This window comes from Agilicoccus flavus (assembly GCF_014857905.1).
GTDB lineage: Bacteria > Actinomycetota > Actinomycetes > Actinomycetales > Dermatophilaceae > Agilicoccus > Agilicoccus flavus.
The window spans coordinates 1-23494 of the sequence record NZ_JACYXE010000021.1 but is presented as its reverse complement, the minus strand read 5'-3'; the positions used below and the strand labels follow the sequence as shown (position 1 = coordinate 23494).

Genomic DNA, 23494 nt, shown 5'->3' with positions numbered 1-23494 from the left:
TCGTCATCGACGCGTTCGCGCGGCGGATCATCGGCTGGCGGTGCGGGACGAGCATGTCCACCCAGTTGGTCCTGGACGCTTTCGAGCAGGCCGTATGGACCCGGGAACGTGAAGGTCGTCCGTTGTGGCGCACACCGATCGGGGGTCGCAGTACACGGCGATCCGGTATACCGAGCGTCTCGCTGAGGCGAACATCGCCGCGTCGGTCGGCTCGGTCGGCTCGTCCTACGACAACGCTCTGGCCGAGTCGATCAACGGCTTGTATAAGACCGAGCTGATCAAACCACGCGGCCCGTGGCGCACCCTCGACGCCGTCGAGTACGCGACCGCCGAGTGGGTCGACTGGTTCAACCACCGCCGCCTCTACGAGTACTGCGGTGACATCCCACCGGTCGACCTCGAGACCGCCTACTACGCTCAAAACAGGGCCCAGCAGCAGCTGGCGCTCTCAAACCACTGAGTCTCCCGACTCACCGGGGCGGTTCAGTCCGTCGAAGGCGGTCCCGGACCCGGGTTCGCGCCCGGGCCGGGACGCCGGGTCGACGGACCCGGTCGACCTCACCGACCCGTTACCGGGGCTTGCTCGCCTTGGCGAAGCGGCGGGCCTTGATCGGGTCGGGCAGCATCCGGTTGCGCAGGGCGTCCAGGCGGGTCTTGCGGTCACCGCCGATGACGTGGTCCTTGCCGGCGAAGAGCGCGTCGACACCGAGTCGGGCGACGAGCTCGGGGTCGTTCTTCCAGTCGTTGGAACCGAAGACGGTGTTGCCCATCCCGGCCCGCGAGTGGAACTCCGTCGCCGTCGCGCCCGGCAGCAACGCGGTGACCGTGACCCCGTACTCCCGCATCTCCTCGCGCAGGCCCTGGGCGAAGCTGAGCATGAACGCGCGGGTCGGGCCGTAGATCGACTCGTACGGCGTCGGGGTGAGCGCCGACATCGACGACGTGATGAGGATCCGCCCGGACCGCCGCGCCGTCATCATCCGCACGACGTGCTTGGCCAGCAGCACCTGCGAGGTGATGTTGAGGGCGATCATCTTCTTCTCGTCCTCGAGGTCGGTGTCGAGGAACGCCCCGCCGAGGCTCACCCCCGCGTTCAACGCCGCCACGTCCAGGGGCCGGCCGGTCTCCTCGACCTGCCGCCACAGGTCCGCGACGCCGTCCTCGGTGCTCAGGTCGACTCGCACGGGATACACCTGAACCCCCGGCAGACGCTCCCCGAGTCCGGCGACGCGGTCGCTGGTCCCGACCCCGACGATGTCGTACCCCCGCCCGGCGAGCTGCTTTGCGATCTGGAACCCGATCCCCGACGACGCACCCGTGACCAGAGCAAGACCCGCCATGACTGTCCTCGTTTCCTCGCGGAGGGCCACCGCAACGGGCCCGCCTTCGTCCGACCCAGCGGAGCCTAGCCGCGGGACGATGCCCGTAGCGCGGCACCGGGTCGGCGGCCGGGACCTCCGCGGTGGACCCGTCCGCCTCGCCGGGCGATACGGACCCCAGGCGGGGCACCTGGTCTCGAGCGACGTTCAGCCGCCCCTGGCACGTCGGCCCTGTGCCAGATCGCCGGCGGTCCCGGCGCCGGACCGACGCTGGCCCCGAGTTTTCACGACAACTGCACTGCCAATGGCGTACCGCCGACAGCGGCGACCCTCTGACCAGCGGCGATGAAAACGGCGCTGCCAAAGGCAGTGCAGTTGTCGTGAAAACTCGGACGTCCCCCCGGCCCGCACGCCCGTGCAACCGCCCGGAAGGCCCCCTGCAACCGGCCTGCGTCGACCATCGCCGGTCGTCCGGGCGAGGCGGCGCGTGGCGACTCTGGGCTCAGCGCGGGCGCGCGTCGGCGGCGATCGTCTCAGCGAGCCCGACGAACTGGTGGCCGCCGCGGCGGTGGGCGGTGACCTGCGCCGACGGCAACCGGGCGGCGTGCAGGGCGAGATGGGTGAACGGCACGACCTCGTCGTCGCGGCAGTGGTGCAGCGACAGCCGCGTCGCCGGCTCGGAGGCGGGGGCGGCGTAGTCCGGCACGTCCCACCCGTCGGGACTCCAGTCCGGCATGGCGAGCAGAAGCGCCCGCCTCGGGGTCGGGCCGGCGGCGGCGAGCACGTGCAGGAGGATCGACGCCCCGAAGGAATGCGCGACGACGACTCCGTCCGCACCGACCGCCTCCAGACCTCGCCGCACGGCAGATGCCCAGGTGGCGACGGACATGTCATCCTCCGGCAGCCGGGGCAGGTCCACCCCAGCGTCGAGCGCCGCGCCCAACGCCTCGGCCAGGGGACGGTCGTCGTCGTACCCGCCGGCGCCGTGGAGGAAGAGGAGTCGCACCCCCCACAGGTTAGGTGCTGTCGTCAGGACGGTGGTGACGGTTGGGGGAGCCGCGTCGACGAGACCACGGCCGCGTCCGAGGAAGGCGCGTCGATCACCGAGGCCGATCGGCTCGGGTGACTTCACGACGTGCTGCCCCGAGGGGCGGAGACCCGCGTCGAACCACAGCGGGACGATGTCGCCGCTGCGACCCGGGTACACGGGTCACACCACGGGATCGGCTCACTCCACCGGATCGGCCACGACGAGGCCGAGGTCCGCCGCGACCGCCTTCATGGCCGTGTCGTGGCTGGCCACCGTGACCGGCTCCCCGACGAGGAGCGCGGTGGCGAGATGTAGGGCGTCGAGGGTCTTGACGTGTCGCTCGATGGACTCCGCGACCGCATGCGTCTGCCGGGTGACATCGATGAGGCCGACCCGATCGAGGAGTGCCGCGCCGTCCGTCACCGGCCTGTCGTCGCGACGCAGCACGCGCACGACCTCGGTACGCAGCAGCCGCGACGACACGAAGACCTCTCCCGGCGCCTGCATCCAGGCCTGGAGCCGCGGGCGCTGCGGCACGTCGAGGATCGTGCGGAGCGCGACGGAGGAGTCGAGGTAGACGATCCCCACCGGTCAGTGGTCCCCACGCATCTCGTCGAGCAGGACCTCGGCCTCGGCGTCCGTCAAGCGCGGGCCGCCGGGGTGGTCGGGCCACGGGGCCGGTTCCGCAGCCGGAGGTTCGTACCCGCCGTCGCGCTCGAGTCGCGCGAGGGTCGACTCTTGCCCGGCGCGGAACGGGATGAGGCGCCACCGGGGCTCGCCCCGTTCGGTGACGACGACGTCGCCCGTCCTCGCCACTCGCTCGAGGACCACAGCGGTCTGCTGGTTGAGGTCGCGCTTCGATACCGTGTCCACCCCAGGAATGTACTACATTTGCCTGTCGCGAAGACATAGAACACGGGAGGACGCGGGGCGTGCTTGATTAGAGCGACGTCACTCTCAGGAAGGCTCCGCATGTCCCTGATCCTCGTCACCGGGTCCACGACGGGCGTCGGCCTCGCCACGGTCGAGGGCCTCGTCGCGGCCGGCCACGACGTCGTGCTCCACGCCCGCACCCCGGAGCGCGCGGCCGGGCTCGCGATCACCGATCGCGTCCGCGCGGTCGTGCACGGCGACCTCGGCGATCGCGACGAGACCCTCCGCCTCGCCGAGGAGGTCGAGGCGCTCGGCCGGTTCGACGCCGTGATCCACAACGCGGGCGTGATGACCGGCCCGGACGTCCTCGCCGTCAACCTCGTCGCGCCCTACCTCCTCACCGCGCTCACGACGCCGCCCGGTCGCTGGATCGCGCTGAGCAGCTCGATGCACCGCTCGGGTTCGGCCGATCTGGAGCGCCTCGACCTCGGCGACCCGTCGCGAACCAGAGGGGCCTACGAGACGAGCAAGCTCTGCGTCACCGCCCTGGCCATGGCGCTGGCGGACGCCCGGACGGACACGCCGGCACACGCGGTCGACCCCGGCTGGGTCCCGACGCGGATGGGCGGGTCGGGCGCGTCCGACAGCCTCGCGGAGGCCCCGCGCACCCAGGAGTGGCTGGCCACCGCCGACCTCGCGGACATCACCCCTCCGACGGGCGGCTACTGGTACCACCGCGAGCCGGACCGCCCCCACCCGGCCGCGCTCGACCCGGCCTTCCAGGCCCGCCTCCTGAACCGGCTCGAAGAACACACCGGCGTCGCCCTCCCCTGATCCGGACTCCGGCAGGTGATCCGCGCGGCGCGGGAAGGCCCGCGACACGGGTCGACCGGCACCGGGTGAGCCCCGGCGACCCTCGCCGGACGGGGTGGGCCCCGCGGTCGCGACGGGACGCGGCTCGACGGCCCACGGTCACGATGCCGAGGACGTGGCGGCCGTCCTGGCCGGGTGGGGCCGGCGGCGTGGGGCCGGGCGTCACCCCTGATCCAGCGGCCCCTTGACGTCGTACGTCGCGCAGACGAAGGAGCGGTTGCGCGCCACGTCCGTGAGCTCGAGGGCGAATCGCCCTGGGAAGAGCGGGCGGCCGGCGCCGAGGGTGACGCCCGCGATGGAGATGACGATCTGGTCGAGCAGGCCGGCGTCGGCGAACTGGGCGGCGAGGTCACCGCCTCCGACGACCCACACGTCCTTGCCGCCGGCGGCCTCGACGAGGGCGGGGTGCAGGTCGGCGACGTCGCCCTGGGCGAAACGGAGGTCGGCGCCGTCCAGGCCCGGCAGGGTCGCGTGGCTGAGGACCCAGGCGGGCTGCTCGTAGAGCCACGGCTCCCCCGTCCGCTCCAGGTGCGCCCGGAGCCACTCGTACGTCGTCCGGCCCATGACGATCGTGCCCACCCCGGCCATGAAGGCCTCGTGGGAGTTGGGGCCGTCGGCGTCGATGTCCTGCACGAACAACCACTCGAGCGAGTCGTGTTCGTCGGCGAGGTAGCCGTCCAGCGTGGCGGCGGTGTAGTAGATCGTGCGGGTCATGCGGTGCCTCCCGAGCGTCGTTGCAGCCAGGTGATCGGGTCGCCCTCGTCGAGGGTGCGACCCGCGTCGCGCAGCATCAGCCGGAGCAGCTGACGTCGGTGCGCGGAGTACGTGAGAACGTGCGCGACGATGCCGCCGACCACGAAGCTCTGCGGCGGCTCGCACAGCGCGTCGACGATGCGGTCGGCCCACGCGCCGCGGCGGTCGGTGTCGCGCACCAGGGCGAGCCAGCGACCGGCCACCTCCTCGTGGCGTTCGACGAGCACCTCGATCGATGCGTCGGCCGACAGCTCGGGCAGATCGCGACCCTCGACGGCCGCCAGCCATACCTCCTTGGCCTGAACCAGGTGACCCAGCACCTCACGGATCGTCTCGTCGGGCCCGTCCCAGCTCAGCGGCCCGCTGCCGGTGACCCGGACGGCGTCCAGTTCCAGCGCGGGCAGGGTCGCGGCCGCGGCCAGCAGGGCGCGGATGTCGTCGACGTCGTGGTGCACCATGAGCTCGGTGGGGCCCGCGCCGGCCGGGCGGGTCGACGACGCTTCGCCGCTGTCGACCCACAGCGACGTCGGTGGGTGGAAGTGGATCCCGTTCGGGGATGCCAACCAGTGACTCTTCGGGCGCGCGGCCACCGAGCCGGGCGAGCATCCGTAGGACCGGGCAAACGCTCGCGCGAACCCCTCGACCGACTCGTAACCCGCGGCGAAGGCCGTGTCGGTCACCGAGGACCCCTGGGAGAGCGACCAAGCGGCCCGCTCGAGCAGTACCCGGCGGCGCATCGTCACGGGAGGCTCGCCCGCACCGCGGACCAGCTCGCGGCTGAAGTGGAACGGCGAGGAGAACGCACCCTCGGCCATCTCGTCGAGCGTGCGGTGGTCCTCGTCGAGCACGGCGTCGAGCAGCTCGCGGAGGCGATCACGGGCGGGCTTCGACATGGCCTCAGTCTGCGCGCGCCGCCCCCGCGCGCACCCGACCGTTCTTGCTCACCGAGGACGGTGACCCGCGACGAACGATCCCCAACGAGCGACTCCACGTCGGGCGGCACGTCGGATGCCGGTGCAGCCCCCCCGCACATCTGGTCGTCGAGGCCGACGACTCCGGCGACATGGACCCCGTCGCCTTCGCCCAGAGACTCGACACGCTCGGCACTCCCCTGCAGGATTTCACGGTCCCCGATCCGCCGGCACCTGACCCGTGCCGAGGTGTGCACAGCCCGGCGCGGCGACCGCGGAGGAATCAGGCAGGGCTCGCCGGGCTGTCCGAGCGTCGTCGGAGCCCGAGCTACGCCACGATCTCGTCCAGGCGCAGGCGAACCCGCTCACCGCCGACCGTGAGATCCACGACGCCGTCGCCGTCGTCCGCCCGCGCGGTGTAGGCATGGTCGACCGGTTCGGTGAACGCGGCCAGGACCCGCTGGCCGGGGTCGACGACGAGGTAGGCGGGGATGCCCGCGGCGGCATATTCACCGGCCTTCGTCATCCAGTCGCGTTCCCGCGACGTCGGCGAGACGACCTCGGCGACGACCGCGACGTCGCGTGGGTGCTGCCGGGCCTGATCCTGCGGCGTCTGTTCCGACAGCACGATCACGTCGGGTCGGCGCACGGTCGCCACCGGGTCCTCGGACACGGTCAACTCGACCTCCGTGACCGCGAACCAGCCACTCGGCACCCGCTCGTTCAGCAGTGCGGAGAGACGGTCACACACGCGCCGGTTCGCGACGGATTCGCCCGGACTCACGATCGGGACCCCCCGGACCAGTTCCACATGCTGCTCGTCGTGTCCTCGGTGGGCGTCCCACTCACGCAGATTCCATGAAGGCAGCGGTGTCGCCAGGCTCATGCTCCACCTCCCTCGGCTCCGACCAGTATGCCGCCGCCACCGTGAGCGGGCGAGGCCTGATGCACCCCGCCGGTCCCGCGACCACGGGGTGACGTACGCCGGCCTCAGGCCGGCCGGTACCCGCTCTCGTCGAGCCGGCGCAGGGCGGCGATCGAGTCGTCGTCGGCGGCGCCCGCGCCCCTCACCCATGCGATCGAGACGGCGGTGAGGAAGAGGTCGCGCGGCCGCACCCAGGCGTGCGCCACCCCGGCCTGCTGCGCGGCGTGCAGGTACTCCTGCGTGGCCGTGATGAGTTGCTCGCAGGGCAGGGTCAGCGGGTTGTCAGGGTCGCGCTCCTGGGCGGCGGCGGCGAGTGGGCCCGGCAGCCCCGTGTAGGAGCTGAGGTAGTCCTCCATCGCCCGCATCCACTCACGCAGCGCCTCGCCGGGGTCGCCGACCTGGCCGATCCGGTCGCGGCTCGCCACGACCTCCTCGGTGCGCCGCTGCAGCAGCGCCGCGAGCAACGCCTCCCGCGTCGGGAAGTGCCGGTACAACGTGCCCGCCCCGACCCCGGCCTCCTTGGCGATCGCCTCGAGCGAGGTGCCGATGCCGTGGGCGAGGAAGTGCCGCTGGGCCACCTCGAGGATCCCGGCGCGATTGCGCACCGCGTCGGCCCGCAACTTGCGCTCCGGCGCCGCCTGCGGTGATCGCTGTGTGCTCATCTCCTGCTCCTCAGCTCGTCGTCGCACGACCCTTTGACAATATGGAGGCTACCTCCGTATCGTCGTTAAAGGAAACGGGGACCACCTCCGCTTCGTCGTCGCCCACGAAGGAGGGCCACCGATGACCGACCTCATGATCCCGCGCGCCGGGTCGACGACCCGGGAGCCGCTCGCCCCCACGCCGCAGACGATGCGTCACGCGCTGGCCGCGTTCCCGACCGGCATCGCGGTCGTCGCCGCGGAGGTCGACGGCCACGCCGTCGGGATGCTCGCCAACTCCTTCAGCTCGGTCTCGTTGGACCCGCCACTGGTCTCGATCGCCTTTGCCCGCACCTCGACGACGTGGCCCGTGCTGCAGCGGGCGCCACGGTGGGGCATCAGCGTGCTCGGCGACGACGACGAGTCGCTCATCGCGCCGCTGAGCCGACCCGCCGCCACCCGGTTCGAGGGCATCGACACCCGCGTCGGCGACGACGGCAGCGTCCTGCTCGCCGGCGCGATGGCGACCTTCACGGTCGCCCGGCACGCCGAGATCGACGCCGGCGACCACGTCCTCACCCTCCTGCGGGTCCTCGACCTGCACCGCGATCCGCAGCAGGCCCCCCTCGTCTTCCACGGCAGCGCCCTGCGCCGGCTCGCCGCCTGAGACACCCCTGCACCCCCGATCAAGGACTCTCATGAGCGAACGTCAGATGCTCCTCGCCCTGCAACTCGGCAACGCCTACGGCAGCCAGCCCATGTCGTGGCGGGCGCCCGGCGTCGATCCGGCCAACTACACGAGCTTCGACGCCCAGGTGCGCTACGCCCAGGCCGCCGAGCGCGGCAAGATCCAGTTCTTCTTCCTGCCCGACTTCGCCGGGCTGTCGACCGACGTCACGCGCGAGGCCCCGATGCTCACGCTCGACCCGCTGCTGACGATCGCCGCCGCCGCTCGCGCCACCGAGCGGATCGGGTTCGTCGCCACCGGCTCCACGACCTTCACCGAGCCGTACAACCTGGCCCGCCAGTTCAAGACCCTCGACGTCATGAGCCATGGCCGCATCGGCTGGAACGCGGTGACCACGAGCGACGCGGGTGTGGCGGCCAACTACGGGGCCGAGATCGCCCCCCCGCCCGCAGCGCTACCAGCGCGCCCACGAGACGATCCAGATCGTGCAGGCCCTGTGGGGCAGCTGGGGCCGGGACGCCTGGCTCCAGGACACCGCGAACGCGCGGTTCGCCGACCCGGAGCAGATCCGCCCGGTCAACCTCAAGGGCGAGTACGTCGCCTCCCGCGGACCGCTGCCGATCCCCCCGTCCGAGCAGGGTCAGCCCGTGATCTTCTCCGCCGGTGGCGGCGAGTACGGCCGCGAGATCGCCGGCCGGTACGCCTCCGGTGTCATCGGCGCGACCTACTCCATCGAGGCCGCGCGCGCCGAGCGCGAGGCGGTGCGGGAGGCCGCGCGCCGGGCCGGCCGCGACCCCGACGACGTCAAGTACTTCCCCGGGGTGATGCCCGCGATCGCCCCACCGTGCGCGAAGCGGTCGACCGGCGCCTCCGGATCGGGGAATACGTGCTCGAGACGCGCCTGCCCTACCTCGGCGCCATGCTCGGCATCCCGCTCGACGCCTCCCAGATCGACGCGCCGCTCACGGCCGAGCAGCTCGCCGCCGCGCGGCCCAGCCCGTTCGACCCCCGCTCGCAGCACGCCCTCGAGGTCGCCCGACAGGGGTGGACGATCCGCGAGGTCCTCGCCCACGGCGTCATCGACTACCACCCGACGACGGTCGGCCCGGCCTCCGTGACCGCCGACCACATGCAGGAGTGATTCGAGGCGGGCGCCGCCGACGGCTTCTGGATCTCGATCGACGCCTACGAGGACGGCATCGACACCTTCGTCGACGAGGTCGTCCCGATCCTGCAGGAGCGCGGCCTCTTCCACCTCGACTACGAGGGCAGCACCCTGCGCGAGCACCTCGGCGTGCCCGAGCAGTACGGCCTCGACCCGCGCATCGCCTGACGCACCACGGACCCCCTCAGCGCATCACGAAAGGTGAACACCATGAGATCGGAATCCTCGGCACGGGCAACATCGGCTCCACCCTGGCCCGCCGCCTCCCCACCGCCGGGCACGACGTCTTGGTCGCCAACTCGCGCGGCCCCGAGACGATCGACGCGGACCTGCTCACCGAGGGCGCCCGGGCCGTCACCGCCGCCGAGGCGGTGCAGGACGTCGACGTCGCAATCCTCTCGATCCCGCTGGTCAAGCTGCCCGGTATCGCCGGGCCGCTCACCGACCTGCCGGAAGGGACGGTCATCCTCGACACCTCGAACTACTACCCGATGCGGGACGAGACGATCGAGGCGATAGGCCGGCACCCCCGAGAGCGTGTGGGTCACCGAGCAGCTCGGCCGGCCGATCGTCAAGGCGTGGAACGCCGTCGGCTCCGGGACCTTCGCGAACGACGCCCGCCCGGCCGGGGAACCCCGAGCGGATCGGCCTCCCCATCGCCGGCGACGACCCCCGCGCCAAGGAGATCGCCGCCCGTCTCGTCGACGACTCGGGCTTCGACGCCGTCGACGCCGGTTCCCTGGCCGACTCGTGGCGCCAGCAGCCGGGCTCGCCCGTCTACTGCACCGACCTGACGGCCGACGAGATCCCCGCCGCGCTGGCTGCGGCGGAGAAGGACCGGCTGCCGAAGCGTCGCAACATCTCCGTGTCTGCCCTCTTCGAGCGCATGGGCCCTTCGGGGGAGAGATCGACCCGGACTACGCCCTCCGGCTCGTCCGCGTCCTGTTCATGTGAGGCGCACACCGAGGTGACCGGCGGAGGCCCGCCGGGCGCGGCGGCGCTCGTTCCTCACTCGGGCGCGACACCCCCGCTCGCGAACCCGGGCGGCATCGACGGCGATGACCTGTGATGAGCTGGAACCCGACGATCCGCCGACCCTGAGGACTGCGCCATGAACTCACCCGCCGACCGCCGGCCCGGCCCGGGCTCCGCTCTCGGGGGTCTCTACGCCCTCGGCGCCGGGGCCTCCGGGGTGGTGTCGGCCTTGTCCGCGGCGCCGCACCAGGTCGCGGGGCTCTTCCGCTCGCGCTTCCCGACCGTCGCCGTCACCGGGGTCACCGGGGTGGGCAAGTCGCGCCTCGTCGACCGCCTCGCGCGCCGCTCCCTCGATCAGGCCGGCGACGACGTCGGCTCGGCCACGATGGAGCGCCGCACCCGACGCACGGCGCGGGGCAAGGGCTTCCGGTTCCGGGTCGTGCCGGGCGACAACGCCGCGACCCGCCTCGGCGCCCTCGACGAGGTGTTCCACGACGAGCCCGTCGACGGCGTGCTCCACGTCGTCGCCTACGGCCACGCCACCCCGCGTCGGGCCGGCGGCACGTCGGGGACGGCGGCCGCGAGCCGCGAGGAGCAGCTCGCCGCCGAGCTGGCCGACTGGTCGGTCACGGCCCACCTCATCGCCGCGATGGCGGTGCGGCGCGACCGGCCGGTGTGGCTCGTCATCGTCGTGTCGAAGGCCGACCTGTTCCCCGACGAGATCGACGAGGCCGTTCGCTACTACTCCCCCGGCAGCGGGTCGCCGTTCGGCGACACGCTCGACGAGCTGCGCGCGCTCGCCGGCGGGGCGCGCATCTCCATCGACGTCCTCCCGATGAGCGTGCCGACGGCGTCGTCCGCGAGCGCCGCCAAGCGCGGCGACGCCCAGCTCGTGGCCCTCGAGCGGCGCCTGGGCCAGCTCAGCGGCCACCGCTGAGCACCCGCGCGGCGGGCGCCCGGTCGCGCGCGGACGCCCCGACTCGTCGCCCTCCGCAGCGGTCGGCGCGCCTCGGCGGTGATCGCCCGGTGCCTCGGCGCAGCGGTCGCCCGGGCTCTCCACGAAGCACGCCCGCGGCTCGGCGAAAGGGTGACGGCTCCGGGCCGCCGGTGTCGCCGTGGCCAGGTGAGCGTCGCGCCCATCGTCGAGGTCGTCCCGTTCGCGCGGCAGCTCCCGGCCTGCGCCCTGTGGCCCGCGCGGGCCGGTCCGACGCGGCGCCCCGGTCAGACGACGGGCAGCCCCCGGTCGCGGCGTCGCGCGAGGCGCCGCTGCCGGATCGCGCCGACGCGGCGCAGGCCGGGCAGCGCGGCCCACCTGCGGAACGCGGCCGAGCACCCGCGCGGCCCCGGCCCGCCAGCGCGGCACGCTCGTCACCGGGCGCGGCCGGTCGAGGACCCGCTCGACGACGTCCGCGATCTCCTCCGGCCGGAACAGCCTGGCCGAGAACGACATCGCGGCCTCCGGGTCGTCGAGGCGGTCGTGCAGCATCGGCGTCCACATCCCGTCGGGGCAGACGCAGCTGATGTCCACCCCCGTGATCCCCGCCGCCCGGAGGTCGGCGAGCGTCGACAGGCTCAACCCGAGCACGGCGTGCTTCGAGCCCGCGTAGACGGCCTCCCCGGGCACGGCCGCGAGCGCGGCCAGGGACACGATGTTGACGACGTGTCCGGCCCCGGCCGGGCGCATGACGTCCAGGGCCGCAGCGAGGCCGTGCATCGTGCCGAACGTGTTGACCTCGAAGACGCGGCGCGAGACCGCGAGGTCGTGTTCCCACAGCGGCCCCGTCGTGAGGATCCCCGCGTTGTTGACCCAGACGGCCAGGCTCCCGGCGCGCTCGACCGTGGCGGCGGCGACCGCGGCGCAGGCGGGCGCGTCGGTGACGTCGAGCCCGCTGCTCCAGCACGCGGCCCCCGCGAGCGCGGCCGTCTCGCGTGCCGCGTCGGCGTCACGGTCGGTCACGTGCACGGCGTAGCCGCGCCGGGCCAGACGCAGCGCGATCTCGCGGCCCAGCCCCCGGCCCCCGCCGGTGACGACGGCTCCCGGGGCGTTGTGCCCTCCGTCGCGCTCACTGCCGCTCGCACGCCCGCCTCCGTTCGCCGCTCCATGCCCTCCGTCGCGCTCACTGCCGCTCGCACGCTCGCCTCCGTTCGCCGCTCCATGCCCCCCGTCGCACTCACTGCCGCTCGCACACTCGCCTCCGTTCGCCGCTCTCACGGCGCCACCGCCCGCGTCCCCGTGGGACCGCCGATCCGGACGGCCGCGGCCCGCCGCGCGCCGGCCCGCCGCTCGCGGGCGAGGTCCCACAGGAAGTGGTCGAAGTCGACCTCCATCGTGTGCCGAGGCGAGCGGTAGAACCGCTTCTCGTACCGCGCGTGGTCGCGGGCGGTCCGCCGCCTCACCTCGGCGTCGCCCGGCAGGGCGTAGGCGCCGGACAGCAGCTCGGCGATCCACACGCTCTGGGCCTCCGCGAGCGGCATGACGGCGCCCACCGGCTGGAGCAGGCCGACGAAGAACAGGCCCGGCAGGTCGGGGTGGACGGTGCGCTTGAACAGCGGGAGCTCGTTGTCCCGCACCGACAGCAGTTCGGGGGCGAGGAAGGGGAAGCTCACGCGATAGCCGGTGGCCCAGACGACGAGGTCGGCGGGCACGCTCGTGCCGTCGACGAAGACGACCCGACCCCCGTCGAAGCGCTCGATGCCCGGTTTCGGGACGAGCCGTCCGGAGCGCAGCGCCCCCCGGATGGTCTCGGACTGCACGGGGTGCGACTCCCCCGGGGCGTGCGCCGGCCGCGGCAGACCGAGCGCGACCGTGCTCCCGGAGAGCCGCGCCCCGGCCGCGAGCCGCAGGCGGGTGACCCACCACGGCATCCACCCGGGCAGGGCGGCCTGGTCGCTGGGCCGGCCGAGGAGGAACTTGCGCAGCACCCACTGGCCGCGGCGCTGCGAGATCGTCGCCGACCGCGCGGTCCGGGACGCCGCCACAGCGATGTCCATCGCCGAGTTGCCGGCCCCGACGACGACGACGTCGTGCCCGGCCAACTGCTCGGCGTGGCGGTAGTCGTGGGAGTGCATCTGTCGCCCGTCGAAGTGGCCCGGGTAGGAGGGCTCGGGCCAGTGCGCGTCCCAGTGGTGGCCGTTGGCGACGACGACCGCGTCGAACGTCTCCGTCCGCGTGCCCTCGGGCCCGGTGACCGTGACCCGCCACCGTGACCCGTCGCGCTCGACCGCGTCCACCCTCGTGTCGAAGGTGAGGCGGTGCCCGAAGCCGAAGTGCTCGACGTAACCGGTGAAGTAGGCCGCCACCTGGTCGTGCCGGGCGTACGGCGGGTAGTCGGCCGGCATCGGGAAGTCGGAGAAGGCCATCCGCGGGCACGACGTGTTGATCTCGAGCGAGTCGTAGCAGGCCGACCGGCCGTTGGGGTTCTCGTAGACCCAGTTGCCCCCGACCACGGGCCCCTGCTCGTAGCACTCGAACGGGATCCGCGCCTCGTACAGGGCCTTGGCCGCGGCGATCCCGCTCGAGCCTGCGCCGATGACACACGTCCGTGGCAGGCTCGGGTCGGGAGTCAGCGCGTCGAGGCGCGCGGGAGCGCGATGCTCCTCTTTCACCAGGTAGGGCATACCGGTGAGGGTGACATCGGAAAGACGACGTTTCAAGAGACCACGGAGGGCGGCCCATGACACGGAACACCGCAGCGACGACGGCGCCGACCGAGGGGCGCGTCGGACGGGTCTGGCGCGGCATGCCGCCGGAGCAGCGGGACAACCAGCGCCGCCTCCGCCTCCTCGACGCCGGCCTCGAGACCTTCGGGACGATCGGGTATCCCGCGAGCACCGTGAGCGGCCTGTGCACGGCGGCGGGGGTCTCGACCCGGTCCTTCTACGAGCTGTTCAGCGGGCGGGCCGCGCTGCTCGAGGCCGTCTACCTGGGCATCTGCGAGGACCTGCTCGAGCGGATCGCCACCGCGCACGACGTCGCCGGGCGGGGCGGATGCCTCGACGACCCGCGCGCCTGGGTCCGGACCGCGTTGACGCACGTCGTGGGCCCGCTGCTCGAGGACGTGCGGGTGATCCGCGTGCTCGAGGTCGAGATGGTCGGCGTCGACTGCTCGCTCGAGGCGACCCGGCGGGGGATGACGCACCGCGTCGCCGAGGCCCTCACCGACCTGTTCGACGACGCCATCGGCTCCCGCAACAAGCTCCTCGGCGTGTTCGTCGAGGGCGGGATGTCGGAGGCGCTGCTCGCCTACGCCGAGGACGAGCTCACGTCGGGCGCGCCCGAGGTCGTCGACGGGCTCGCCGACATCGTCGTCCGCCTGCTCTGGCCGTTGAACCGCTGAGCGCGAGAGGGCGCGTCAGTCCTGCGACGACTCGACGACGGCGAACGTGCCGACGCCGTGGGCGACGGCCTTTCCGTCGGGGCGCTGCACCTCACCGGTGAGCATGACGAGCGTCGATCCGCGCTTGAGCACCTCCGTGCGCACGGTGAGCTCCTCGCCCGGTTTGCCGGGCGCGAGGTAGGTCACGGACAGGGCCGCGGTGGCCGTCTCCTGCCCCTCCTCCAGCCCCTCGCGCACCGCCGCGCCCATGGCCGCGTCGAGCAGCGTGGAGAGCACCCCACCGTGGACCGTGCCGTTGCGGTTGAGGTGCGCCTCGGTCGGCGTGAGCCGGAAGGGGCCGTCGTCGGGGGTGTGCACGTCGAGATGCTCGAGGAAGTCCATGGGCCTCACCCTGTCACCGCCCCCCACGACGCGCCGCCCGACCCGTCGATCGGCGCACCGGCGGACCGGTCGAGGCGAGAACGATCCGGGGGCCCGCGCCGCCGGCGACGCCCGGTCAGCCGTCGATCTCGTCGAGGATGAAGTCGCCGAAACCCGGTGCGTTGAAGGCGAGCACGCCGTGGCGGGGGACGGCGAGCAGCCCCTTGCCGAGCAGGGACGCGCGCGCCATCCCGAGGTCGCCGCCCTTGACGCCGAGGCGATCCGCGATCTCGCCGCGGGTCAGCTCCTCGCGTCCGCCCTCGGCGATGGCGACGAGGATGCGCCGCTCGGCGGGGGTGGCGCGGTTCCACCGCCCCCGGTAGAGGGTCTCGATCTGTTCGGCGGCCGCGTCGATCCCGGCCTGCACGTCGGCGACGCCCACGCGATCGCCGGGGCGGCGCTCCCGCACCTCCCACGTCTCGTGGGCGTAGAGCTGGATGAAGTAGGGGTACCCGGCGGAGCGTTCGACGAGGGCGTCCACCGCGTCGGGCTCCCAGCCGACCCCCGACTCGAGGACGGGCTCGACGACCGCCTGCGCCGCCGCGGGGACGTCGAGGTTGCCGAGCCGGGTGAAGCGGAACCGCTCCCCGAACGACGCCCCCGCGGTGATCGCCTCCTGCGTGTTGCTCAGGCCGGCCGTCATCATCGCCGCGGGGATCGGGGGTGCGCCGTCCCGCTTCGCCTCGGCGTCGAGCTCCTGCCACGCGGTGGACAGGGTGCGGATGTCGGGGCGGGGGACGTCCTGCATCTCGTCGACGAACAGGACGAGACCCCGGTTGGCCTTCTCGGTCGTGCGCGCCACCGCCGTCAGCACGCTCTTGAGGTGGGCGACGGCGCTGTCGGGCGGCTGCGCCCGCTGGAGGTCGACGGCGACCTCGGCCGGCCCGAGCTTGACCCCGATCTTGCTGACGGACGCGGCGAACCGGTCGGTCACCGAGCGCGGCGCCAGGTGCGTCATCACCCCGCGCAGCTCCTGCGCGACGAGGGAGAGGCCCTCCGTCTGCGTGGCCGTGACGAAGACCGTGGCCAGCCCGAGGCGTCGGGCGGTGCGCTCGGCCGCGCGCAGCAGCGACGTCTTGCCCACCCCGCGGGCGCCCTGGAGCACCTGGACCCGGCCGTGGAACCGGCCGCTGCCGGCGACGTCGACGAGGATCCGGTCGAAGGCCGCCCGCTCGCGCTCCCGGCCGGGGGTGAATACGGCCGTCGACCCCGGTGTGTACGGGGAGGGCACGGGTTCGATCGGCGCCACGACTTACACTCCTTTACACATCTCCTGGAACGTAAAGCAGTGTAAGCCCGGCGGGCGCTCAGTCGAGCAGCTCGACGTAGCCCTCGCCGCCGTGCACCCGGACGCGCTGCCCGTCGCGGACGAGCCGGGTGGCGTCGGGCACCCCGACGACGGCCGGCAGGCCGTACTCGCGCGCAATGACCGCGCCGTGCGTCATCCGCCCGCCCACCTCGGTGATCACGCCGGCGACGGCGACGAAGAGCGGCGTCCAGCTCGGGTCGGTGTGGGTCGTGACGAGGATGTCGCCCGGCGCGAGGTCGGCCCGGGCCATGTCGAGGACGACGCGGGCCCGTCCTTCGACGGTCCCCGCCGAGGCGGGGATGCCGACGAGGGCGCCGGACGGGGCACCGGACGCCGCGCCGTCGCGGTACGCGCCGTGCAGCGCCTCGCCCTCCGACGTCAGCACCCGCGGCGGCCGGAGCGTGGCGTGCCACGCGACCGCGGCGCGCCGCTCTTGCACGAGCGCGGGGTCGACCCGGCCCGAGGCGACCGCCTCGCGGAGCTCGGCGAACGTGAGGAAGAACGCGTCGTCCTCCCGCGTGAGGACGCCCGCCGCCACGAGGCGCCGCGCCTCGCCGAGCAGCGCCTCCTTGTAGACGGCGTAGCGGCGGACGATGTCGAACTTCGGGTACTCCCGGTAGCCGACGAAGGTGCGGACGCGGTCGATCATCCGCGCCGTCTCCCGCGCCTTCGCCTCGCCGTCGGGCAGGAGCCGCAGCCGCCACAGCACGTCCTGCGTCGCCCGCTGGGCCTGGCGGGCCCCGTCCTCGAACCGCCGCCGCGCCTCGTCCGGCGCGGCGTGGCGGACGTGGTCGAGGACGACCGGCAGGAGCATCGCGGGCCGTTCGCTCCACCGCGGCCGGGTGATGTCGATCTCGCCCGCGCCGCGCGCGCCGTACCGGGCGAGGAACCCCTCGAGGGCCGCGCGCGCCTCGGGCCCGCCGGGGAGATCGCCCAGCTCGTCGAGGAAGCGCCGGTCCTCCGCGTCGACCCGCGACTCGAGGAGGGCCACGACGGGCGGGAACGGGCGGATCACGTCGGCGACGTCCAGCAGCGCGAGCCCCATCTCGGACGTGACGTTGCCGGGGGCCGAGAGGGTGAGCGCGTCGGCGGCCCCCGCGTCTCCGAGCCACTCGCGCAGGTGCTCCTCGAGCCACCAGGTGGCCTGCATCCCCGCCATGATCACCTGCAGGCTCTCGGGGTCGGCGAGCACGCGCGCGTGCTCGGCGAAGGCGTCGTCGAGGGCGTCGAACACGTCCGGCCCGGTCCGTCCGGCGAGCGCGTCGCGGGCGGCAGCGACGGACGCCTCGCTGCGCTCGACGAGGGCCGTCACGATCGCCGGGTCGGTGGCGATCTCCGCCGGCGGGCCGCCCCCGTGCGGGGCCGCGGCCGGCGCGTCGGCGGCGGCGGGGCGCAGGGGGACGTCGCCCCGGGCGAGCACGGTCTCGAGGGCGTCGCGGACCAGCGGGTCACCCTTGCCCATGACCTCCAGCAGCCCGGCGCGGCCCGCGGGCGTCGCGAGGCGGCCGGTGACGTCGACGAAGAGCCGGCCACCTGCCTGCACCATCGGCGCCATCGCCGTGAGCTGCCACATCGACCAGCCCAGGGGCCGCATCGCGTCGGTCATCATCTGCTGGTGCCCGACGGAGACGTAGACGTGGAACCCGTCGTCGGCGGCCTCGGGGGCGGGGAACGCCGTGGTGATCGGCCGGCTCTGCACGACGTGGAGGTCGTCGCCCGCCAGGCACCACTCGATGTCCTGCGGCCGCCCGAACCGGGCCTCGATCCGCCGCCCGAGCGCGACGAGGCGCCGGACCTGCGCGTCGCTCAGCGCGGGCCGCTCCCGGCGATCCGCGTCGAGGGCCACGTCGCGCGTGCCCCCGCCGGGCGCGGCCTCGAGGGCCCGCTCCTTCGCACCGTTCCGCGTGGCGACGGCCCCGTCGTGCACCGTGAACACGTCGGGGTCGACGATCCCGGACACGAGCGCCTCCCCGAGGCCGACGGTCGCCTCGACGACGGCCACGGTCCGCCGCCCGGTGACCGGGTCGGCGGTGAAGAGGACGCCCGCGGCGTCGGCGTCGACCATCTCTTGCACGAGCACGGCCATGGCCACGGCCGCGTCGTCGATCCCGTGCCGGCGGCGATAGGCGACGGCGCGCTCGGTGAACAGCGACGCCCAGCACCGCACGACGTGCCGCCCGATCGCCTCCGCGCCGACGACGCCGAGGAAGGAGTCCTGCTGCCCCGCGAACGAGGCGGTCGGCAGGTCCTCGGCCGTCGCGCTCGAGCGGACGGCGTAGGCGGCGTCCGCGCCGATGGCCGCCAGGGCGCCCGCGACGGCCGCGGCGACGTCGTCGGGAAGCGTCAGGTCCTCGACGGCCGCGCGCGCCCGCGCGCACGCGCCCCGCATCTCGTCGAGGTCGGCGGGGTCCGCCCGGGCGAGCCGGCGCACGGCGTCCGCGACCGCCGGCGACGCCCCGGCCACAGCCCGGAAGATGTCGGTCGTCACGACGAACCCGGCGGGTACCCGGACGCCCTCGACGCCCGTCAGCGCGCCCAGGTGCGCGGCCTTGCCGCCGACGAGACCGACCCGCGTCTCGTCGACCTCGTCCAGCCCCACCACGTCGCGCGCCGCCACGGCGCCACCTCCCGACCTCTTCGTTCACGGTAGGCGACCGGGGGCGGTCCCGACAGGGGCCCCGCGGGAGGCGGGGAGTGGCCGCCCCGCGGTGAGTGCGTCGCGGATGGCGTCTTCGAGGTCGGCCGACAGGCTTTCCTCGACCTCGGCGCGACGGGTCAGGGCCGAAGAAGGGACTTGATCGCGCGGCGCTCGTCCATCGCCGCGTAGCCCTCCGCGGCCTCCTCCAGGGGGAGGGTCAGGTCGAAGACGCGCCCCGGGTCCATGCTCCCGTCGAGCACGCGGGCGAGCAGGTCGGGCAGGTAGGCCCGCACGGGAGCGACGCCGCCGGCCGGGCCGACGTTGCGCCAGAACATGTGCTCCTGGGGGAGCTCGGTGACGTGCGGCACGCCGACCCAGCCGACCATCCCGCCGGGCCGGGCGCTGCGCAGGGCCTGGACCACCGAGTCCTGCGTCCCCACGCACTCGAGGACGGAGTCGGCGCCGATGCCGTCGGTGAGCTCCTTGACGGCTTCGACCCCCTCGTCGCCGCGCTCGGCGACGACGTCGGTGGCGCCGAACTCGCGCGCGAGGGCCTGCCGGTCCGCGTGGCGACTCATGGCGATGATCCGCCCGGCCCCCAGCTGGGCGGCGGCGAGCACGCCGCTCAGGCCGACCGCGCCGTCGCCGACGACGACCACGGTCCCGCCCTCGCGGACCCGCGCCGAGACGGCCGCGTGCCAGCCGGTGCCCATGACGTCGGAGAGCGCGAGCAGGCTCGGGATCATCGCGTCGTCGGGGCGTTCGGGCGTCGCGAGGAGGGTGCCGTCGGCGTTGGGGATGCGGATCGCCTCGGCCTGGCAGCCGGCGTACCCACCGCCGCGGAGGCAGGCCCTGGGAGCGCCTGTCGAGGCCGCCCGGCGACCCCTAGCGTCGGCGGCATGCCAACGAACGACTCCCAGCACCCCGTCACCGTCGTCATCGGGGCCGGCTCGATCGGGCAGGCGATCGCCCGCCGCGTCAGCGCCGGACGGCTTGTGCTCGTCGCCGACCTCGACCCCGCGAACGCCGAGGCGGCCGCGCGGGTCCTCGCCGACGCCGGCTTCGCGACCTCGACCGCCCGAATCGACGTCGCCGACCGCGCCTCCGTCGAGGCGCTCGCCCGCGAGGCGGCCGACCTCGGGCCGGTCGCGGCGGTGGTCCACGCGGCGGGGGTGTCGCCGTCGCAGGCGTCGCCCGAGACGATCCTGCGCGTCGACCTCTACGGCACGGCCCTCGTCCTCGAGGTGTTCGGCGCGGTGATCGCCCCCGGCGGGGCGGGCGTCGTCATCTCCTCCCAGTCGGGCCACCGGCTCCCGGCGCTGACCCCGGCCCAGGACGAGCAGCTCGCGACGACCCCCACCGAGGAGTTGCTCGCGTTGCCGCTGCTGGGCGACGTCACCGACCCCCTGAACGCCTACCAGCTCTCCAAGCGCGGCAACTCGCTGCGGGTGAGCGCGCAGGCCGTGCGCTGGGGTGAGCGGGGGGCGCGGATCAAACGCGATCAGCCCCGGCATCGTCATCACGCCGCTGGCGCGTGACGAACTGACCGGCCCGCGCGGCGAGGGCTACCGCCGGATGATCGAGGGCTGCCCGGTCGGGCGGGCGGGCACCCCCGACGAGGTGGGTGCGGTCGGCGAGCTGCTGCTGGGTCCGGCGGGGGCGTTCATCACCGGCAGCGACGTCCTCATGGACGGCGGCGTCACCGCCTCCTACAAGTTCGGCCCGCTGCGCCCGGCCTGAGCCTCGAGGGGTCCCGCCGGGGACTGCCTGCCCACCCACGACGTGCCTACGGTGGAGATCGACCACCGCGACCGTCGGCGGCTGCCCCCGGCAGCGGTCCGACCGAGGAGAACGCATGGCGAAGAACGAGATCCGCGAGTTCCGGACCTCCCGGCGGGCCAAGGTGACCCCCGAGCAGGCCGGGCTCCCGGCGTACGGCACCCACCGGCGGGTGGCCGGTCTGCGCCGCGAGGAGGTCGCCATGCTCGCCGGCATCAGCGTCGAGTACTACACGCGGCTGGAGCGGGGGACGGCGACCGGCGTCTCCGAGCCGGTCCTCGAGGCGGTGGCCGGGGCGCTGCAGCTCGACGAGGCGGAGCGGGCGCACCTGGGGAACCTCGTGCGGGCCGCCCACGCCCCCGGCGCGGTCGCCGCACGGCGCCCCCCGAGCCGGTCGCGGGTCCGCCCGACGCTGCAGCGGGTCATCGACGCGATGGGTTCGGCGCCCGCGTACGTCCGCAACGGGAGGTCGGACCTCCTCGCCGCGAACACCCTGGGCCGTGCGTTGTACGCCCCGATCTTCGAGGCGGCGGGCGACCGGGTGCCCAACGTCGCCCGCTTCATCTTCCTCTCCCCCGAGGCGCCCGACTTCTTCCTCGACTTCGGCCGGGTCGAGCACGACTTCCGTCGCCATCCTCCGGGCCGAGGCGGGCCGGGACCCCTACGACGAACAGTTGACCGGCCTCATCGGCCAGCTCTCGACCCGCAGCGAGCGGTTCCGGCAGCTCTGGGCCGGCCACGACGTCACCCTGCATCGCACCGGCACGAAGCGGCTGCACCACCCGGTGGTCGGCGACCTCACGCTCGCCTACGAGGCCCTCGACCTCCCCGCCGACCCGGGCCTGCGGATCAACGTCTACACGCCGGAGCCGGGCTCCCCCGACGCCGAGTCCCTCGCCCTGCTCGCGAGCTGGGCGCACACGCTGGGCGACCGCACCGCCGACGTCTGACCGATCGGTCAGAGCACCCCGAACAGCCGCAGGACCGCCCACAGCGCGAGGACGGCGAGCGCGATGAGCACGGCGAGGATGAGGACGACGAGCGCGACGGCCCGCCCGACGTAGCCCTGCACGCTCGCGTCGACCTGTCGCCCCTGCTCGATGGTCGACTCGAGCAGCCGGAGGTTCTTGACGTTGGCGCGGTGCGCGGCGTCGGCGACGTCCCCGACGAACGGCACGAGCCCGAGCAGGGCGTCGACGAGCAGGTTCCACCCCATGTGGAGCAGCACCGACAACGGGACCCGGTGGCGCACCGCGTGGGCGAGGATGACGCCCGAGATGGCCGTGCCGGCCGCGTCGCCGATGCCCGGGATGAGCCCGATGAGGGCGTCGAGACCGATGCCGAACCGGGTACCGGGGATCCGGAACAGGTCGTCCATGAGCCGGGCGAGCACGCGGCTGGAGTGCGTGGAGCTGCCGGCGATCCCCGTGCGCGGGGTGGGGCGGGTGTCGCGGAGTCGGTTCACCCCGCCACCGTAGGCGGCGGACACGGACGGGGGCGGACGACCCCCGGCCCGGGATCGGCCGCCCCCACGAGCCGCGCGGTCGACGAGGCGCCCCCTGGACGTGGCCCATGGGTGTCATCCGCGTCTGTGGCCGAGCCGAGGTCCGCCGACCCCCGGGGACGTTCACTCGGCGAGGGTCACTCGGCGTCCGGTTCGTCCACGTCGGTGCTGCGGCTGACCTGTTCCCAGGCGTCGACGTCGGCGCGCAGCGCGTCGAGCGCGGCACGGAACGCGTCGGAGGCGTCGTTGCCGAGCACCAGCATGTACGGGGGCGTGTCGGACTCGACGACGTCGACGAGGCGCGCCGCGGCCTTGGCGGGGTCGCCCGGCTGGTTCCCGTGGACGGTGTCCTGTTCCTTGCGCCGCTTCCCGGCGGTCTGCGCATAGTCGCCGATCGGGGTCTCGGCCTGCGTGAGGGACCGGCCGGCGAAGTCGGTGCGGAACCCGCCGGGCTCGACGACCATGGCCGTGATGCCCAGCGGCTCGACCTCCCTGCGCAGCGACAGGGTCATCGCCTCGACGGCGGCCTTGACCGCCGCGTAGTAGCCGGACCCCGGTGGGGAGAGTCGCGCACCGATCGAGGAGAGGTTGACGATGGTGCCGGAGCGGCGACGTCGCATCCCGGGCAGCACGGCCTTGATGGTGCGCGCGGTGCCGAAGACGTGGGTGTCGAACAACTGCTGGACCGCCGCCTCCTCCCCCTCCTCGACGGCGGCGCGGTAGCCGTAGCCGGCGTTGTTGACCAGGACGTCGACCCCACCGAACCTCTCCTCGGCCCCGGCCACCGCAGCGGTGATGAATCGCCCCGGGTCTGATGGAGGCTCTCAATCCTGGGAAGGATGATGAGAGTCATGGCAGCACCGAGGAAGTACAGCGTCGAGCTCCAGCAGCGAGCCACGCGGATGGCGATGGACGCAAGGAAGGACCCGGAGTCGGCGCGTGGGGCGATCAAGCGGGTCGCTGACCAGCTCGGGGTTCACCCCGAAGCGCTGAGAAACTGGGTACGTCAGGCCGAGATCGACGGCGGTGTGCGGCCCGGCACGACCACCGACGATGCGACCAGGCTGGCCGAGCTTGAGCGCGAGGTCCGCGAGCTGCGCCGGGCGAACGAGATCCTGAAGACGAGCGCAGCTTTTTTCGCAGCTGCGGAGCTCGACCGCAAGATCAAGTAGAGGTGCCCACCGCGGTGCTGGTCGACTACATCGACCAGCACCGCGACCGGTTCGGTGGATCGCCCCGGGTTCAGTGGAGAGCGGGTTGTGCCGGGCCGGCGGTTGGCGGCGCGGTGGTCAGTTCAGCGTAGTAGGTGCTCTCGTACTCGACGGGCGGGATGTCGCCGCAGTGTGAGTGCAGG

25 protein-coding genes and 4 pseudogenes are annotated in these 23494 nt (G+C 73.7%); 13 read left to right on the top strand and 16 right to left on the bottom strand.

The features are described 5' to 3' along the window. A pseudogene (locus tag ICW24_RS18770) lies at positions 1 to 460 on the top strand (DDE-type integrase/transposase/recombinase); the annotation flags it as partial. 109 nt (positions 461 to 569) lie between these two features. Here the strand turns inward: ICW24_RS18770 and ICW24_RS18765 are convergent. From ICW24_RS18765 to ICW24_RS18750, 4 genes are all read right to left on the bottom strand, one after another. Then, positions 570 to 1340 carry an SDR family NAD(P)-dependent oxidoreductase gene (locus tag ICW24_RS18765; protein WP_226347251.1) on the bottom strand — a complete coding sequence of 257 codons (771 nt, stop codon included), beginning with the start codon at positions 1338 to 1340 and terminating at the stop codon, positions 570 to 572. Between the two features lie 481 nt (positions 1341 to 1821). After that, on the bottom strand, positions 1822 to 2325 hold the full coding sequence (locus ICW24_RS18760) for an alpha/beta hydrolase (RefSeq protein WP_226347250.1): 504 nt from the start codon (positions 2323 to 2325) through the stop codon (positions 1822 to 1824). 222 nt (positions 2326 to 2547) lie between these two features. Then, positions 2548 to 2937: a type II toxin-antitoxin system VapC family toxin gene (locus ICW24_RS18755; RefSeq protein WP_226347249.1), complete on the bottom strand. Its 390-nt coding sequence runs from the start codon at positions 2935 to 2937 to the stop codon at positions 2548 to 2550. Between the two features lie 3 nt (positions 2938 to 2940). Then, positions 2941 to 3222 (bottom strand): type II toxin-antitoxin system Phd/YefM family antitoxin, encoded by a 282-nt coding sequence (locus tag ICW24_RS18750; RefSeq protein WP_226347248.1) that lies wholly within the window; start codon positions 3220 to 3222, stop codon positions 2941 to 2943. A gap of 99 nt (positions 3223 to 3321) precedes the next feature. On the opposite strand from ICW24_RS18750, the gene ICW24_RS18745 reads away from it, so the two are divergent. Then, positions 3322 to 4056, top strand: coding sequence for an SDR family NAD(P)-dependent oxidoreductase (locus ICW24_RS18745; protein WP_226347247.1), 735 nt, complete (start codon positions 3322 to 3324; stop codon positions 4054 to 4056). Between the two features lie 201 nt (positions 4057 to 4257). On the opposite strand, the gene ICW24_RS18740 is transcribed toward ICW24_RS18745, so the two are convergent. The 4 genes from ICW24_RS18740 to ICW24_RS18725 form a co-directional block, all read right to left on the bottom strand. Then, complete coding sequence (locus tag ICW24_RS18740) at positions 4258 to 4809, bottom strand: dihydrofolate reductase family protein (protein ID WP_226347246.1); 552 nt, start codon at positions 4807 to 4809, stop codon at positions 4258 to 4260. Further along, positions 4806 to 5741, bottom strand: a complete 936-nt coding sequence (locus ICW24_RS18735; RefSeq protein ID WP_226347245.1) for a helix-turn-helix domain-containing protein — start codon at positions 5739 to 5741, stop codon at positions 4806 to 4808. Before ICW24_RS18735 ends, ICW24_RS18740 begins: the two co-directional genes overlap by 4 nt. A 346-nt stretch (positions 5742 to 6087) precedes the next feature. Then, the gene (locus ICW24_RS18730) at positions 6088 to 6645 is read right to left on the bottom strand and encodes a Uma2 family endonuclease (RefSeq protein ID WP_226347244.1); all 558 of its coding nucleotides are present in this window, start codon (positions 6643 to 6645) and stop codon (positions 6088 to 6090) included. 104 nt (positions 6646 to 6749) lie between these two features. After that, positions 6750 to 7346 (bottom strand): TetR/AcrR family transcriptional regulator, encoded by a 597-nt coding sequence (locus tag ICW24_RS18725; RefSeq protein WP_226347243.1) that lies wholly within the window; start codon positions 7344 to 7346, stop codon positions 6750 to 6752. 121 nt (positions 7347 to 7467) lie between these two features. Between ICW24_RS18725 and ICW24_RS18720 the strand changes: the two genes are divergently transcribed. The 5 genes and pseudogenes from ICW24_RS18720 (at position 7468) to ICW24_RS18705 (ending at position 11090) form a co-directional block, all read left to right on the top strand. Continuing rightward, the gene (locus tag ICW24_RS18720) at positions 7468 to 7992 is read left to right on the top strand and encodes a flavin reductase family protein (protein WP_226347242.1); all 525 of its coding nucleotides are present in this window, start codon (positions 7468 to 7470) and stop codon (positions 7990 to 7992) included. Positions 7993 to 8023: 31 nt separating this feature from the next. Then, positions 8024 to 8446: pseudogene (locus tag ICW24_RS19470) on the top strand (LLM class flavin-dependent oxidoreductase); the annotation flags it as partial. Then, the gene (locus ICW24_RS19465; protein WP_307781376.1) at positions 8421 to 9131 is read left to right on the top strand and encodes an LLM class flavin-dependent oxidoreductase; all 711 of its coding nucleotides are present in this window, start codon (positions 8421 to 8423) and stop codon (positions 9129 to 9131) included. The pseudogene ICW24_RS19470 and the gene ICW24_RS19465, both read left to right, overlap by 26 nt. Further along, complete coding sequence (locus ICW24_RS19825) at positions 9058 to 9972, top strand: NADPH-dependent F420 reductase (RefSeq protein WP_307781375.1); 915 nt, start codon at positions 9058 to 9060, stop codon at positions 9970 to 9972. The genes ICW24_RS19465 and ICW24_RS19825 overlap by 74 nt, the downstream gene beginning before the upstream one ends. A gap of 317 nt (positions 9973 to 10289) precedes the next feature. Further along, positions 10290 to 11090, top strand: a complete 801-nt coding sequence (locus ICW24_RS18705; protein ID WP_226347240.1) for a GTPase — start codon at positions 10290 to 10292, stop codon at positions 11088 to 11090. 474 nt (positions 11091 to 11564) lie between these two features. Here the strand turns inward: ICW24_RS18705 and ICW24_RS18700 are convergent. Both ICW24_RS18700 and ICW24_RS18695 read right to left on the bottom strand, forming a co-directional pair. After that, positions 11565 to 12365, bottom strand: a pseudogene (locus ICW24_RS18700) (SDR family oxidoreductase); the annotation flags it as partial. Next, positions 12362 to 13771 (bottom strand): flavin-containing monooxygenase, encoded by a 1410-nt coding sequence (locus ICW24_RS18695; RefSeq protein WP_226347239.1) that lies wholly within the window; start codon positions 13769 to 13771, stop codon positions 12362 to 12364. The pseudogene ICW24_RS18700 and the gene ICW24_RS18695, both read right to left, overlap by 4 nt. 56 nt (positions 13772 to 13827) lie before the next feature. On the opposite strand from ICW24_RS18695, the gene ICW24_RS18690 reads away from it, so the two are divergent. Continuing rightward, entirely contained in the window at positions 13828 to 14490 is a 663-nt protein-coding gene (locus tag ICW24_RS18690) for a TetR/AcrR family transcriptional regulator (RefSeq protein WP_226347238.1), read from the top strand. A gap of 15 nt (positions 14491 to 14505) precedes the next feature. On the opposite strand, the gene ICW24_RS18685 is transcribed toward ICW24_RS18690, so the two are convergent. The 4 genes from ICW24_RS18685 to ICW24_RS18670 form a co-directional block, all read right to left on the bottom strand. Continuing rightward, positions 14506 to 14871, bottom strand: coding sequence for a PaaI family thioesterase (locus ICW24_RS18685; RefSeq protein ID WP_226347237.1), 366 nt, complete (start codon positions 14869 to 14871; stop codon positions 14506 to 14508). 115 nt (positions 14872 to 14986) lie between these two features. Then, positions 14987 to 16159 (bottom strand): ATP-binding protein, encoded by a 1173-nt coding sequence (locus ICW24_RS18680; protein WP_226347236.1) that lies wholly within the window; start codon positions 16157 to 16159, stop codon positions 14987 to 14989. A gap of 58 nt (positions 16160 to 16217) precedes the next feature. Then, complete coding sequence (gene rph / locus ICW24_RS18675) at positions 16218 to 18836, bottom strand: rifamycin-inactivating phosphotransferase (RefSeq protein ID WP_226347235.1); 2619 nt, start codon at positions 18834 to 18836, stop codon at positions 16218 to 16220. Between the two features lie 158 nt (positions 18837 to 18994). Beyond that, entirely contained in the window at positions 18995 to 19780 is a 786-nt protein-coding gene (locus ICW24_RS18670) for a zinc-binding dehydrogenase (RefSeq protein ID WP_226347234.1), read from the bottom strand. Between ICW24_RS18670 and ICW24_RS18665 the strand changes: the two genes are divergently transcribed. The 4 genes and pseudogenes from ICW24_RS18665 to ICW24_RS19990 all read left to right on the top strand — a co-directional run bounded on the left by ICW24_RS18665 (position 19757) and on the right by ICW24_RS19990 (position 21586). Next, complete coding sequence (locus ICW24_RS18665) at positions 19757 to 20395, top strand: SDR family oxidoreductase (protein ID WP_226347233.1); 639 nt, start codon at positions 19757 to 19759, stop codon at positions 20393 to 20395. The genes ICW24_RS18670 and ICW24_RS18665 overlap by 24 nt on opposite strands. After that, on the top strand, positions 20331 to 20597 hold the full coding sequence (locus ICW24_RS18660) for an SDR family oxidoreductase (RefSeq protein WP_226347232.1): 267 nt from the start codon (positions 20331 to 20333) through the stop codon (positions 20595 to 20597). The genes ICW24_RS18665 and ICW24_RS18660 overlap by 65 nt, the downstream gene beginning before the upstream one ends. A gap of 115 nt (positions 20598 to 20712) precedes the next feature. After that, positions 20713 to 21198 (top strand): annotated as a pseudogene (locus tag ICW24_RS19995) (helix-turn-helix domain-containing protein); the annotation flags it as partial. Positions 21199 to 21310: 112 nt separating this feature from the next. Next, a complete protein-coding gene (locus tag ICW24_RS19990) occupies positions 21311 to 21586 on the top strand; it encodes an MmyB family transcriptional regulator (protein ID WP_372361045.1) in 276 nt (91 codons plus the stop codon). 8 nt (positions 21587 to 21594) lie between these two features. On the opposite strand, the gene ICW24_RS18650 is transcribed toward ICW24_RS19990, so the two are convergent. Beyond that, entirely contained in the window at positions 21595 to 22101 is a 507-nt protein-coding gene (locus ICW24_RS18650) for a DUF4112 domain-containing protein (RefSeq protein WP_226347231.1), read from the bottom strand. A 176-nt stretch (positions 22102 to 22277) separates the two neighbouring features. Next, positions 22278 to 22925, bottom strand: coding sequence for an SDR family NAD(P)-dependent oxidoreductase (locus ICW24_RS18645; RefSeq protein WP_307781374.1), 648 nt, complete (start codon positions 22923 to 22925; stop codon positions 22278 to 22280). 66 nt (positions 22926 to 22991) lie between these two features. On the opposite strand from ICW24_RS18645, the gene ICW24_RS18640 reads away from it, so the two are divergent. Continuing rightward, positions 22992 to 23312 (top strand): transposase, encoded by a 321-nt coding sequence (locus ICW24_RS18640; RefSeq protein WP_226347230.1) that lies wholly within the window; start codon positions 22992 to 22994, stop codon positions 23310 to 23312. The last annotated feature ends 182 nt before the right edge of the window (positions 23313 to 23494 follow it).